The following is a 13,084-nucleotide window of genomic DNA, read 5'->3' on the forward strand; positions in this document are numbered from 1 at the left end:
GAGCGCGTTCACAGGCCGTACCAACCTGTGCGGGCGGTGCGCCGCGGCCCCGCGACCCCGGAGCGGCCCGACCAGGATGTCGGTCGGCGCGGCCCCGAGGAAGCGCAGGTGAGAAGCACTCCAGAACCCTGGTAATGTTCTCTCTGTCGCCGAGGGGGCGAGGAAAAAGCCCCCGAAGCACACACCCAGTCCGGGTGGCGGAATGGCAGACGCGCTAGCTTGAGGTGCTAGTGCCCTTTATCGGGCGTGGGGGTTCAAGTCCCCCCTCGGACACAGCCGAAATTCCCCGTGGAGGCCGAAAGGCTTCCACGGGGAATTTCGTTTTTCGGGCCGCCCCTTTCCCCCGGGCCGGCCCCGGTCGCCGTCCCTGGCCACCGCCCTCCCTGGCGCTGTGGCGTCCGTCTCCTCGCCGGTCCGCATCGGCCCGGACGCCGGACACGAGATGGCAACAATCGGATGGTTTGAGCTTCCTCTGAGGTTTTCGCCCCTTTTTGGACCTTAGGCTGCTCTCCGTTTGTCCGAAATACCGACGCAAAATCGCAAAAACACCGACACCACCCGATGAACCACGAGCGAGAGGACCGATACGTTGAGTGAGCCCGAATCGTCGACGGCATCACACCAGAACTACCGCCGATCGCTCGGAACGATCAGCCTGACCGCGGTCGGGCTGGGGTCGATCATCGGCTCCGGGTGGCTGTTCGGTGCCGAGCGGGCCGCCAAGCTCGCCGGACCCGCCTCGATCCTCGCCTGGGTGATCGGTGCCGCGGTGGCGCTGACCATCGCGCTCACCTACAGCGAGCTGGGCTCGATGTTCCCCAAGGCCGGCGGCATGGTCCGGTACGGCCAGTACTCGCACGGCTCGCTGGCCGGCTACCTGGCGGCCTGGGCCAACTGGATCGCCATCGTCTCGGTCATCCCGGGTGAGGCCACCGCCTCCGTGCAGTACATGAGCTCCTGGCACTTCGGCTGGGCGCAGGGGTTGTACGACGGCAAGGAGCTGACCCTCAGCGGCGTGGCGCTGGCCAGCGTGCTGCTGCTCGTCTACTTCGCCCTCAACTGGTTCGCGATCACGCTGTTCGCCAAGACCAACACCGCGATCACCGTCTTCAAGGTCGTCGTCCCGACGGTGACCGCCGGTGCGCTGCTCTTCGCGCACTTCGACTCGGCGCACTTCACCGACCACGGCGGCTTCGCGCCGAACGGCTGGAGCTCGGTGTTCACCGCCGTCGCGGTCTCCGGCATCGTCTGGGCCTTCAACGGCTTCCAGTCCCCGCTGAACCTGGCCGGCGAGGCCAAGAACCCCGGCAAGTCGCTGCCGAAGGCCGTCATCGGCTCGATCCTGATCGCCCTGGTGATCTACGTCGCGCTCCAGATCGCCTTCCTCGGCGCCATCCCGGGCGGCGACCTGGCGAACGGCTGGAGCAACCTCTCCTACACCTCGCCGCTGGCCGACCTGGCCATCGCCTGGGGCCTCAACTGGCTCGCGATCACGCTCTACGCGGACGCCTTCATCTCCCCCTCCGGCACCGGCATGATCTACGCCGCCACCACCTCGCGCATGATCCACGGCGTGCAGGAGAACGGCCACCTGCCGAAGATCTTCGGCAGGGTCGACGCCAAGACCGGCATCCCGCGCCCGGCGCTGGTGCTCAACCTGGTGGTCGCGTTCATGTTCCTCGCGGTCTTCCGCGGCTGGGGCTCGCTGGCCGAGATCGTCTCGGTGGCCACCGTGATCTCGTACATCACCGGCCCGGTCGCCGTGATGGCGCTGCGCCGCCTGGCCCCCGAGCTGCCGCGGCCGGTCCGGCTGCGCGCCATGCCGGTGATCGCCCCGATCGCGATGATCTTCGGCTCGCTGGTGCTCTACTGGGCCCGCTGGCCGCTCACCGGCAAGGTCATCCTGCTGATGGCCGCCGGTCTGCCGATCTGGGCCTGGTACGAGCTGCGCAAGCCGTTCGCCGTGCTGAAGCCGCACCTGAAGGCGGGCGCCTGGATGGTCGCGTACCTGTTCGTGATGGCCGGCGTCTCCTGGGCGGGCAGCGCCGACTTCGGCGGGCACGGCTACCTGCCGGAGGGCTGGGACCTGCTGATCGTCGCCGCGATCGGGCTGGCGTTCTACTACTGGGGCGTCGCCAGCGCCTGGGCCAACCCCTCGCTGGCCGCGGTCCGCGAGGAGATGCTGGAGGCCGAGGGCGCCGAGGCGGCGGAGCCGTCCCGGGTCTGATCCTCGTCACACGGTGAAGGGCCGGTCGGATTCCTCCGACCGGCCCTTCGGCGTCTCTCGCGGGAGTGTGCGTTCCGTCGCCGTGTGCGTGGAGCGCTCCGTCGCCGCGTGCGCGGTGCGCTTCGTTCCCGGTGTGCATCCATTCTGCCGTGGGCGGCACCCCCGGGTCACCGTCTTCGGGGATGATCTTCGTCGCGTTCTCCGCGCCTAGCGTGGTGGCGGGCGGTCCTCGGCAGGAGGGCCCGGCTACAGGGAGCGTCGTCGACGTGACGGAAGCACAGCGGTACGGTCAGGATCCGGTCCTCGCGCGGGAGCTGGTCGCGATGATGGCCGAGGACGGCGCGGCCGCCCGGCTGGCGAACAGCCCCGACCTGGCCGAGCAGGCGGCCTGGCGGCGGCTGACCGCCCGGCACGGGGACCGGCTCGCGGAGATCATGGCGGCGCACGGCTGGCCGACCGAGCGCGCCGTCGGCCCCGAGGCCGCCCGGGCGGCGTGGCTGGTGGCGCAGCACGCGGACCGGCAGCTCGACGTCCAGCGGCGGGCGGCGGCACTGATGGGCGAGGCCGTCGCCCGGGGTGAGGCGAGCGCCCGCGACCTGGCCTTCCTCCAGGACCGGCTGGCGGTCAACGAGGGCCGGGAGCAGCGCTACGGGACGCAGATCGGCGCGGTGGCGGACGGCCGCCCGGTGCCGTGGCCGTGCGAGGAGCCGGAGCGGCTGGACGAGCGGCGCGCGGAGGTGGGCATCGAGCCGTTCGACGAGTACACCGCGCGGTTCGCTCCGAAGTAACCGTCAGGTCCGCCGGTCGGGATTGACTCTTGCGCGCGGCCGCCCGGGCCGCATTGACTGACCTTCGACTAGCGCTGCTAGTTGAAGGGCGGACGAGAGGACGATCGGTGCGGCAGTACGCGGAGTACAGCGACCAGTACATCGACGGCGAGTGGCGGCCCTCCGGGGACGCCGGGTCGATCACCGTACTGAACCCGGCGACCGAACAGGTGCTGGCCACCGTGCCGGCCGGCGGCACGACCGACGTCGACACGGCGGTGACGGCGGCCCGCCGGGCGGCCCGCGCCTGGGGCACGACCACCCCCGAGGAGCGGCTGGCGCTGCTGACCCGGCTGCGGGACGGGATCGCCGCCGCGCAGAACGAGATCACCGAGACGGTCGTCGCCGAGCTGGGCTCCCCGGTCGGCTTCGCCGGCGCCGTGCACGCCGGGCTGCCGCTCGCCGTGGCGACCTCCTACCTGACCCTGCTCGCCGAGCACCCCTTCGAGGAGCGGATCGGCAACTCGGTGGTGCACGCCGAGCCGGCCGGGGTGGTCGCGGCGATCACGCCGTGGAACTACCCGCTGCACCAGATCGTCGCCAAGACCGTCCCGGCCCTGGCGGCCGGCTGCCCGGTGGTCCTCAAGCCGGCCGAGGACACCCCGCTGGTGGCCCGGCTGTTCGCCCGGCTGGTGCACGCGGCCGGGTTCCCGGCGGGCGTCTTCAACCTGGTGACCGGCACCGGGGCGGTGGCGGGCGCGGCGCTCGTCGGGCACCGGGACGTGGACCTGGTCTCGTTCACCGGTTCCACCGCCGTCGGCCGGCAGGTCGCCGAGACGGCCGGCCGGGGGCTGAAGCGGGTCTCCCTGGAGCTGGGCGGCAAGTCGGCCAACGTGGTGCTGCCCGGCGCCGACCTGGCCCGGGCGGTCAAGGCGAACGTCGCCAACGTCTTCGCCAACTCGGGCCAGACCTGCAACGCCCTGACCCGCCTGCTCGTGCACGAGGACCAGTACGAGGAGGCGGTCGCCCGGGCCGAGGAGGTCGCCGCCCAGTACCGGCCGGGCGACCCGACCGACCCGCAGACCCGGATCGGCCCGCTGGTCAACGCCAGGCAGCTGGCCCAGGTGCGCGGCTACATCGACGGCGCGCTGGCCGAGGGCGCCCGGCTGGTCGTCGGCGGCTCGGAGCCGGTCACCGAACCCGCCACCGGCTACTACGTCCGCCCGACCGTGCTCGCCGACGTGACCCCGGAGATGACGGTGGCCCAGGAGGAGGTCTTCGGCCCGGTCCTGGCGATCCTCCGCTACCGCGACGAGGACCACGCCGCCGAACTCGCCAACGGCACCCCGTACGGTCTGGCCGGCGGCGTCTGGGCCCGCGACACCGACACCGCCGCCGCCTTCGCCCGCCGCCTCGACACCGGCCAGGTGGACCTCAACGGCGGCCGCTTCAACCCGCTCGCGCCCTTCGGCGGCTACAAGAGCTCCGGCCTCGGCCGGGAGCTGGGCCGGCACGGGCTGGAGGAGTTCCTGCAGTACAAGTCCCTGCAGTACTAGCGGACCCGGTGCACGGGGCGGGGCGGGGCCGACGAACGGCGGACGGCTGACGGCTGACGGCTGACGGCTGACAACTTTCAGCGAACAGATGACAGATGACAGATTTCGAAATCTGTCATCTGTTCGCCGTTCGCCGTCAGACCAGGTCCACGCCCGGGTAGAGCGGGTACGGGGCGAGCAGGTCGGCGGCGCGCTTGGCGGTGGCGTCGCGGAGGGCTGCGTCCAGGGTGTACGCGGCCTTGGACGGGGAGCCCTTGGCCGTGGTGGCGGGGGCGGTGGCGCGCAGGACGGTGTGGATCAGGTCGGCGATCTCGTCCATCTCGGCGGTGCCGAGGCCGCGGGTGGTGAGGGCCGGGGTGCCGAGGCGGACGCCCGAGGTGTACCAGGCGCCGTTCGGGTCCTGCGGGACGGAGTTGCGGTTGGTGACGATGCCCGAGTCGAGCAGGGCCGCCTCGGCCTGGCGGCCGGTCAGGCCGTAGCCGGAGACGTCGGCGAGGACCAGGTGGTTGTCGGTGCCGCCGGTGACCAGCTTCCCGCCGCGGCGCAGCAGGCCCTCGGCGAGCGCCTGGGCGTTGGCGACGACGGCGCGGGCGTAGGCCTGGAACTCGGGGCGGCGGGCCTCGGCGAGGGCGACCGCCTTGGCGGCCATCACGTGGGAGAGCGGGCCGCCGAGCACCAGCGGGCAGCCGCGGTCGACGTGCTCGGCCAGTTCGGACTGGCACAGCACCATGCCGCCGCGCGGGCCGCGCAGGGACTTGTGGGTGGTGGTGGTGACGATGTGGGCGTGCGGGACCGGGTCGTGGTCGCCGGTCAGCACCTTCCCCGCGACCAGGCCGGCGAAGTGCGCCATGTCGACCATGAGGGTCGCGCCGACCTCGTCCGCGATCTCGCGCATCCGGCGGAAGTCCACCAGCCGCGGGTAGGCGGAGTAGCCGGCCACGATGATCAGCGGGCGGAACTCGCGGGCGGTCTCGCGCAGCGCGTCGTAGTCGATCAGGCCGGTGGCCGGGTCGGTGCCGTAGCTGCGCTGCTCGAACATCTTGCCCGAGATGTTGGGCCGGAAGCCGTGGGTGAGGTGGCCGCCGGTGTCCAGGGACATGCCGAGCATCCGCTGGTTGCCGAGCTCCTGGCGCAGCCGCGCCCAGTCCTCCTCGGTGAGGTCGTTGACGTTGCGCACCGCGGCGCGCTCCAGCGCCGGGCTCTCGACCCGCTGGGAGAGGACGGCCCAGAAGGCGGTGAGGTTGGCGTCGATGCCGGAGTGCGGCTGGACGTAGGCGTGGTCGGCGCCGAACAGCTCGCGGGCGTGCTCGGCGGCGATGCCCTCGACGGTGTCGACGTTGCGGCAGCCCGCGTAGAAGCGGCGGCCGACGGTGCCCTCGGCGTACTTGTCGCTGAGCCAGTTGCCCATGGTGAGCAGGACGGCCGGGGAGGCGTAGTTCTCGCTGGCGATGAGCTTGAGCGAGCCGCGCTGGTCCGCCAGCTCCTGTCCGATCGCGGCGGCGATCCGCGGTTCGACGCCGGCGACCACGTCGAGGGCGCTGCGGAAGGCGGTGTCGGCCGCGGCGGAGGCGGCGGTGTGGGGCTGCTGGGCCATGGCGGTCTCCTGGTGGGGATGCGGGGGCCCAGGCGCTCGGCAAGTTCACGTGAGGATTCACGGGGCCGCTTCCCGATGGTTGATTCCATCCCTACGCGCCAGTTGCGGCCCACCGGGATCGTACCAACACCGGAGGGACTGTGGCGGAGGTCTCAGAATGCGGAACGGGCAGTCCGTTTCAGCATGGTATGTCCGTTCTTTTGCAACGCGAGTGTTTCAGCGAAATGAAGCCGCCACATTTCCCGAAACAGTTCGAAAGGAATGACCCGAACGTCCGCCAAAGGTGATTTGCGGAACCTCGGACGCATCCGATCAAATGGCGCTCGAACAGCCGCCGGGAAACCCCCGGAGGCCGTACCGGAAATACACACCAGCGCACCCTCACCCATGGGGCGGCGGAGAATTCGGGGGTTACGCCTCATGGCAGTGGTCGACACCGTCCCAGGCACCGCGGCCGGGCCCGTGCCCGCCGCCGACCCCGGCCCGCTCCGCCGGATCCTGCGGGACCGGGTCGGCGCCTCCGCCCTGGCGGTGGTGGTGCTGTTCCTGCTGCTCGCCCTCGGCGCTCCGCTGGTCGCCGCGCTGTACGGGAAGAACCCGGTCGACCACTACGGCCAGAACGCTCCGGGCCTGCTCAGCGACAGCGGCCTGCCGATGCTGCCGAACGGCGGCATCTCCGGGGACTTCTGGTTCGGCCTGGAGCCCGGCCTCGGCCGGGACGTGTTCACCCAGCTGCTGTACGGCATCCGCACCTCGCTGCTGATCGCCTTCGCGGCCGCCGTGGTGACCACCACGCTAGGCGTGCTGGTCGGCGTCGCGGTCGGCTACCTCGGCGGGATCACCGACCGGTTGTTCGGATTCCTCGCCAATGTGTTGCTGGCCTTTCCCACGCTGCTCCTACTGCTCGCGCTCAGCCCGGTGATCCAGTCCCGGCTGGTCGACCCGGGCACCGCGGAACCGGAGTGGATGCAGTTCCTGGTGCTGATCCTGGTTTTCTCGGCGTTCGGCTGGATTCCGCTCGCGCTTTCCCTGCGGGCCACCGTCCGCTCGCTCCGGGAAAGGGATTTCGTGCAGTCCGCGCGGGCCCAGGGCGCGAGCCGATTCCATGTCGTCGTCCACGAACTCCTGCCGAATGTGCGCTCGCAGCTGCTGGTGCACGCCACCATGGCGGTGCCGACCTTCGTCGCCTCCGAGGCCGCGCTGTCCTTCCTCGGCGTCGGCGTCACCGAGCCGGTCCCGGACTGGGGGCGGATGATCGCGCGCGGCTCCGAGGTCTTCCAGGCCGACCCCACCTACATGGTGTTCCCCGGTGTGGCGCTGCTGCTGTTCGTCATCGCCTTCAACTTGCTCGGCGACGCCGTCCGGGACGCGCTGGACCCGCGCGCCGGCACCGCCCGCTGAAGCCCCTCGGCCCTCCCGAGGCCCCTTCTTCCCGCCGCTCCCAAGACCCTTCACCCCTCCCCACCATCACCCGAGCCCGTCCCGGCACGACCGCCGGGGCAAGGAGAGATTCGCCATGCGCTGGACCAGACCGTCCCTCGCCGTCATCGCCACCGCCCTGCTGGCGACCTCCTGCTCGGCCGGCGCGGGCAGCACCACCGGCTCCGGCGGCGCCGGGGCCTCCGCCAAGGAGACCTCCCCGCTGACCGCCGTGCTCGGCAGCGAGCAGGAGAGCGCCGGCCCCGCCCCGGCCGCCCCGGGCGCCCGTGCGGGCGGCACCGTGAACGTGTACAACAGCGTCGAGTTCCGCCACCTCGACCCGCAGAAGGTCTACGCGGGCGCCGCCTACAACGCCTCGCTGCTCTGGGGCCGCCAGCTGACCCAGTACCAGGTCGTGGACGGCAAGGCCAAGCTGGTCGGCGACCTGGCCACCGACACCGGCACCCCGGCCGACGGCGGGCGCACCTGGACGTACAAGCTCAAGCAGGGCGTCGCCTGGGAGGACGGGCAGCCGATCACCGCCCAGGACGTCAAGTACGGCATCGAGCGCACCTTCGGCAAGGGCTACGAGGTCGGCCCGCCGTACTGGCCGCAGTGGCTCACGGGCGAGGCCAGCTACGAGGCGGCGCGCACCAAGTACGCGGGCCCGCAGGCCGGCGACCTCGACGCGATCGAGACGCCGGACGAGCGCACCATCGTCTTCCACTTCCCGCAGCCGCAGGCCGACGTCCCGTACATGGCCGCGCAGTCCTCCTCCTCCCCGGTGCGCCGGGACAAGGACACCGGGACGGACTACGACCGCCTGCCGTTCGCGACCGGCCCGTACAAGATCGTCGAGCACGTCCAGAACACCCGCATGGTGCTGGAGCGCAACCCGGCCTGGAAGCCCGAGACGGACCCGATCCGCAGCCAGTACCCGGAGAAGTTCGTCTTCACGTACGGCAAGGAGGCGCTCAACCTCAACCAGGAGATCCTCTCCGGGCGGGACGGCGGCGCCAACGCCACCACCGCGGCCGACACCCTCTCCGCCGAGCTGTACCAGACCACCGACACCGACCCGAAGGCCAAGGAGCTGGTGGTCTCCGGCCGGCAGGGCGCCTTCGTCACCCAGCTGATGATCAACAACCAGCGGGTGTCGGACGTCGAGGTCCGCAAGGCGCTGCACCTGGCCTACCCGCGCCAGCAGGCCCGCCAGGTCCAGGGCGGCGCCCGGACCGGCGAACTGGCCACCACGCTCAGCTCGCCCGCGCTGATCGACTGGCAGAAGTACGACCTCTACCCGGTCAAGCCCGAGGGCGACCCGGAGGCCGCCAAGGCCCAGCTCGCCAAGGCCAAGCAGGCGCCCGGCAGCCTGACCTACGCGTACCGGAACACCCCGACCGGGCAGCGCGTCGCCCAGGTGCTGGTCGAGGGCTTCGGCAAGGCGGGCATCACCGTCGTGCCCAAGCCGATCGACCCCAAGGCCTTCCTGGACGAGGTGCACCGCGACGGCGCCCCGTACGACCTGTTCGAGGAGACCAGCTCGGTCGACTGGCCGACCCCGTCCACCCTGATCCCGTTCTCCTTCGACGGCCGGGCCGGCAGCGACATCAACTCCGCGCTCTACCGCAACCCGGAGGTCGACAAGGAGATCGACCGGATCAACCAGATCGGCGAGCCGCGCGCCAAGGCCAAGGAGCTGTACGCGCTGGAGCAGACCGTGATGAAGGACGTGCCGGTGCTGCCGTTCGCCTACCCGACGGTCAACCAGCTGCGCGGCAGCAACGTCGGCGGGGCGTTCATCCACCCGATCTACGGGACCGTCTCGCTGGCCTGGCTGTACCTGAAGTCCTGAGCCGACCGGGGCCCGCTCCCGCCGCCCGTGCGCGGTGGCGGGAGCGGGCCCCGGTTCCGCCTCCGGTTCCGGCCCCCGGTTCCGCCTCAGTCCCGCACACGTCCGTTTCGCACGCCTCCCCCCGTCACGTCGACCCCGGATCGGCCATGCTCTCCTTCGTCCTGCGGCGGACCGCCCAGGCCCTCGCGGTCCTGGTCGCGGTCTCCGCCGCCGCCTTCGCCCTCTTCTACGCCGCGCCCGCCGACCCGGCCCGCGCCGCCTGCGGCCCGCGCTGCGACAGCGGGCAGGTCGCGGCGGTGCGCCAGAGCATGGGCCTGGACCAGCCGCTGCTCACCCAGTACACCGACTACCTGGCCGGGGTCGTCGCCGGGCGGGACATCGGCGACGTGGACGGCTCGACCATCCACTGCGACGCCCCCTGCCTCGGCTACTCCTACCGGCTGCACCAGCCGGTCAGCGAGGCCCTCGCCGACCACCTGCCGGTCACCCTCTCGCTGACCGCCGGGGCGCTCGCCGTCCTGCTGGTGTTCGGCCTCGGCACCGGGTTCGTCTCCGCGCTGCGGCACGGGCGGCGGACCGACCGGCTGCTGTCCGGCTTCACCCTGGTCGGCGCCAGCCTGCAGATCTACTTCCTCGGGTACGTCGCGCAGTGGCTGCTGGTCTACTCCACCGGGCTGCTGCCGCTGCCCTCCTACACCCCGCCGGCCGACGACCTGGCCGCCTGGGCGGGCGGGATGCTGCTCCCCTGGTTCGTCCTCGGCTTCGTCAACTCCGCGGTGTTCGCCCGGCTTTCGCGCTCGCAGCTGCTGGAGACGATGAACGAGGAGTACGTCCGCACGGCCCGCGGCAAGGGCCTGGGACGGCTGCGCGCCCACCTCAAGTACACCTCGCGCGGCGCCGCCGGACCGCTGGTGCAGCTGATCGGGCTGGAGGCCGGGGTGCTGCTCGGCGGAGCCGTGATCACCGAGACGGTGTTCGGGCTGAACGGGGTCGGGCGGTTCGCCGCCGAGGCCGTCGCCGGGCAGGACCTGCCCGCCGTGGTCGGCGCGGTGCTGCTGGCCGCCTGCTTCATGGTGCTGTTCGTCGCGCTGGCCGACCTCGCGGTCGCCTGGCTCGACCCGCGTGTCCGGCTGAACTGATGGGGAGCCCTTCGATGAATTCCACTGTCCCGGGGGCCGGCGTGCGGACCGCAGAGGTGGAGAGCACGGCGGCGGAGACCGTCGGGCCGGTGCTGAGCGTCCGCGATCTGACCGTCTCCTTCGCCGACCCGCGCGGCGGTGCGCCGGTGACCGCCGTCCAGGGCCTCTCCTTCGACCTCTCCCCGGGTGAAGTTCTGGGCCTGGTCGGCGAGTCGGGCTCCGGCAAGTCGACCGTCGGGCTCGCCGTCCTCGGCCTGCACGACCCGCGCACCACCACCGTCACCGGCTCGATCCGGCTCGACGGGCAGGAGGTCGTCGGCACCGAGGAGTCCGCGCTGCGCGGGGTGCGGGGCGGAAGGGCGGCGCTGGTCTTCCAGGACGCGCTCACCTCGCTCAGCCCCTTCCACGGCGTGGGCGCCCAGCTCGCCGAGATGTACCGGCTGCACCACCCGGGCACGGGCCGGGCCGAGGCGGGCCGACGGGCGGCCGAGATGCTCGACCGGGTCGGCATCCCGACGGCCCGGACGCGCGACTACCCGCACCAGTTCTCCGGCGGCATGCGCCAGCGCGTGATGATCGCGATGGCGCTGATGAACGACCCCCGGCTGCTCATCGCGGACGAGCCGACCACCGCCCTGGACGCCCGCGTCCAGCGGCAGGTCCTCGACCTGCTCGGCGAGTTGCAGCGCGAGCACGGGACGGCGGTGCTGCTGGTCAGCCACGACCTGGGCGTGGTCGCCGGGACGACGGACCGCACGCTGGTGCTGCGCGGCGGGGTCGAGGTCGAGTCCGCGCCGACCGCCGAACTGCTGGCCGCACCGCGCGAGCCGTACACCCGGGCGCTGGTGGGCGCGGCGCTCCGGCTGGACTCGGTGCCGGGCACCGCCCTGCCGACGGTCGACGAGCCGGCCCCGTCGCGGACGTTCCGGCCGCGGACCGTCGAACGCCCCGAGCGGTGGCTGGTCGAGGTGGACGACCTGTCCGTGCGCTTCCCCGGACGCCGGCGCTTCCCCGGCCTGCGGGCCGAACCGGTCCGGGCGGTCGAGGGCGTCGGCCTGCGGATCGCGCCCGGCGAGACGCTCGGGCTGGTCGGCGAGTCCGGCTCCGGCAAGTCCACCACCTCACGGGTCCTGGCCGGGCTGCAACGCCCGACCGGCGGCAGGGTGCTGTACGACGGCCAGGACGTCACCCGACCGGACCGGGAGCTGCGGAAGCGGCTCAGCCGGGAGATCCAGCTGGTCTTCCAGGACCCGTACGCCTCGCTCAACCCGCGCCGGACCGTCGCCCAGACCCTGGACACCCCGCTGCGCCTGCACACCCCGCTGGACCGGGCCGAACGGCGGGAGCGCTCCGCCGAGTTGCTGGAGCAGGTCGGCCTGGAGGCCCGGCACCTGGACCGCTACCCGCACGAGTTCTCCGGCGGGCAGCGCCAGCGGATCGGCATCGCCCGCGCGCTGGCCCCGCAGCCGCGCCTGATCATCGCCGACGAGCCGGTCTCCGCGCTCGACGTGTCGGTGCAGGCCCAGGTGCTCAACCTGCTGATGGAGCTGCGCGAACGGCTCGGTGTCGCCTTCCTGTTCGTCTCCCACGACCTCGCGGTGGTCCGGCACTTCTGCGACCGGGTGGCGGTGATGCACCGGGGACGGCTGGTCGAGTCCACCGACCGGGACCAGTTGTTCGCGGCGCCGCACACCGAGTACACGAGGGAACTGCTGGCCGCGGTGCACTGAGATGACCGATGATCATCGAGGCCCGGCGGGTGAAGCGGCAGGTCGTTCGGCTGCGCCGGTCCGGTTCGAGGCGCTAGCGTGCAGGCGATGTGACGTAGGAGACCCGGGCAAGGAATCACCAATCGAGGGGGCACTTTTGTCGGACGACCTGCTCATCGCAAAGATCAATCACGGCTTCGATCACCTCGACGCCGACGGCGACGGGCTGCTCACCGAGCGGGACCACGTCCTGATGGGCCTCTCGGTGGCCCGCTCGCTCGGCCACCAGGAGGGCTCCGAGGCGGAGGCCGTGATAGTCCGGGCCTACCTGACGACCTGGCACGACCTGCACCTCGCCCGGCTGCCCGCCGGCACCGAGGCGATCACCCGGCAGCAGTTCGTCGCCTCGACCGGCTCGCTCGCCGACGACCCGGAGGCCGCCCAGGAGATCCTCGGCGCGCTCGCCGGGGCCTTCCTCTCCGTCGCCGACGCCGACCGCAGCGGGACGGTGGACGCCGGCGAGTTCTTCGTCTTCCAGCGCGGCCACTTCGCCGGCCTGTCCCGCGACGACGCCGACGAGGCCTTCCGCCACCTCGACACCGACGGCGACGGCGTGCTCTCCGCGGCCGAGTTCACCAACGCGATCGTCGAGTTCTGGACCAGCCGCGACCCGGACGCGCCCGGCAACTGGTGGACGGGCAAACCGCCGTACGCCTTCTGAGCCGTACGTCCTCGGTGGTCCCCCCCCCCCGACCCGGAACGCGGGGGGCGCCCCCCCCCGGCGGCTTCGGGCGCGGGGGCAGGGCGGTCAACTACGG

General features: G+C 72.1%; 9 protein-coding genes, 1 tRNA gene and 1 riboswitch. Of the genes, 9 read left to right on the forward strand and 1 reads right to left on the reverse strand.

Annotation, left to right across the window (positions count from 1 at the left end):
• Positions 1–188: 188 nt before the first annotated feature.
• The 4 genes from ACFCY1_RS26795 (at position 189) to ACFCY1_RS26810 (ending at position 4,550) form a co-directional block, all read left to right on the forward strand.
• A tRNA-Leu gene (locus ACFCY1_RS26795) sits at positions 189–273 on the forward strand.
• A gap of 316 nt (positions 274–589) precedes the next feature.
• Positions 590–2,227 (forward strand): APC family permease, encoded by a 1,638-nt coding sequence (locus ACFCY1_RS26800; protein WP_074004361.1) that lies wholly within the window; start codon positions 590–592, stop codon positions 2,225–2,227.
• 323 nt (positions 2,228–2,550) lie between these two features.
• Positions 2,551–3,015, forward strand: a complete 465-nt coding sequence (locus ACFCY1_RS26805; protein WP_375876313.1) for a DUF6624 domain-containing protein — start codon at positions 2,551–2,553, stop codon at positions 3,013–3,015.
• A 107-nt stretch (positions 3,016–3,122) separates the two neighbouring features.
• On the forward strand, positions 3,123–4,550 hold the full coding sequence (locus ACFCY1_RS26810) for an aldehyde dehydrogenase family protein (protein ID WP_375876306.1): 1,428 nt from the start codon (positions 3,123–3,125) through the stop codon (positions 4,548–4,550).
• A gap of 136 nt (positions 4,551–4,686) precedes the next feature.
• Here the strand turns inward: ACFCY1_RS26810 and ACFCY1_RS26815 are convergent, their stop codons facing one another.
• Positions 4,687–6,144 (reverse strand): glycine hydroxymethyltransferase, encoded by a 1,458-nt coding sequence (locus ACFCY1_RS26815; protein ID WP_375876307.1) that lies wholly within the window; start codon positions 6,142–6,144, stop codon positions 4,687–4,689.
• 19 nt (positions 6,145–6,163) lie between these two features.
• Positions 6,164–6,260, reverse strand: a riboswitch (ZMP/ZTP riboswitch).
• Between the two features lie 304 nt (positions 6,261–6,564).
• Between ACFCY1_RS26815 and ACFCY1_RS26820 the strand changes: the two genes are divergently transcribed.
• The 5 genes from ACFCY1_RS26820 (at position 6,565) to ACFCY1_RS26840 (ending at position 12,987) form a co-directional block, all read left to right on the forward strand.
• Positions 6,565–7,545, forward strand: coding sequence for an ABC transporter permease (locus tag ACFCY1_RS26820; RefSeq protein ID WP_049649813.1), 981 nt, complete (start codon positions 6,565–6,567; stop codon positions 7,543–7,545).
• Positions 7,546–7,660: 115 nt separating this feature from the next.
• On the forward strand, positions 7,661–9,418 hold the full coding sequence (locus ACFCY1_RS26825; RefSeq protein ID WP_375876308.1) for an ABC transporter substrate-binding protein: 1,758 nt from the start codon (positions 7,661–7,663) through the stop codon (positions 9,416–9,418).
• A gap of 146 nt (positions 9,419–9,564) precedes the next feature.
• Positions 9,565–10,557 (forward strand): ABC transporter permease, encoded by a 993-nt coding sequence (locus ACFCY1_RS26830; protein ID WP_049649815.1) that lies wholly within the window; start codon positions 9,565–9,567, stop codon positions 10,555–10,557.
• Positions 10,558–10,571: 14 nt separating this feature from the next.
• Entirely contained in the window at positions 10,572–12,287 is a 1,716-nt protein-coding gene (locus tag ACFCY1_RS26835; protein WP_375876309.1) for a dipeptide ABC transporter ATP-binding protein, read from the forward strand.
• A gap of 136 nt (positions 12,288–12,423) precedes the next feature.
• Positions 12,424–12,987 (forward strand): EF-hand domain-containing protein, encoded by a 564-nt coding sequence (locus ACFCY1_RS26840; RefSeq protein ID WP_049649817.1) that lies wholly within the window; start codon positions 12,424–12,426, stop codon positions 12,985–12,987.
• Positions 12,988–13,084 lie beyond the last annotated feature (97 nt).

Source organism: Kitasatospora sp. NPDC056273, from assembly GCF_042268845.1.
Classification (GTDB): Bacteria; Actinomycetota; Actinomycetes; order Streptomycetales; family Streptomycetaceae; genus Kitasatospora.

Bases quoted from the DNA above. Each gene is read 5' to 3' on its own strand.
- ACFCY1_RS26805 (WP_375876313.1), top strand. From the start codon at position 2,551: ATGATGGCCGAGGACGGCGCGGCCGCCCGGCTGGCGAACAGCCCCGAC.
- ACFCY1_RS26815 (WP_375876307.1), bottom strand. From the start codon at position 6,144: ATGGCCCAGCAGCCCCACACCGCCGCCTCCGCCGCGGCCGACACCGCC.
- ACFCY1_RS26820 (WP_049649813.1), top strand. From the start codon at position 6,565: ATGGCAGTGGTCGACACCGTCCCAGGCACCGCGGCCGGGCCCGTGCCC.
- ACFCY1_RS26825 (WP_375876308.1), top strand. From the start codon at position 7,661: ATGCGCTGGACCAGACCGTCCCTCGCCGTCATCGCCACCGCCCTGCTG.
- ACFCY1_RS26830 (WP_049649815.1), top strand. From the start codon at position 9,565: ATGCTCTCCTTCGTCCTGCGGCGGACCGCCCAGGCCCTCGCGGTCCTG.
- ACFCY1_RS26835 (WP_375876309.1), top strand. From the start codon at position 10,572: ATGAATTCCACTGTCCCGGGGGCCGGCGTGCGGACCGCAGAGGTGGAG.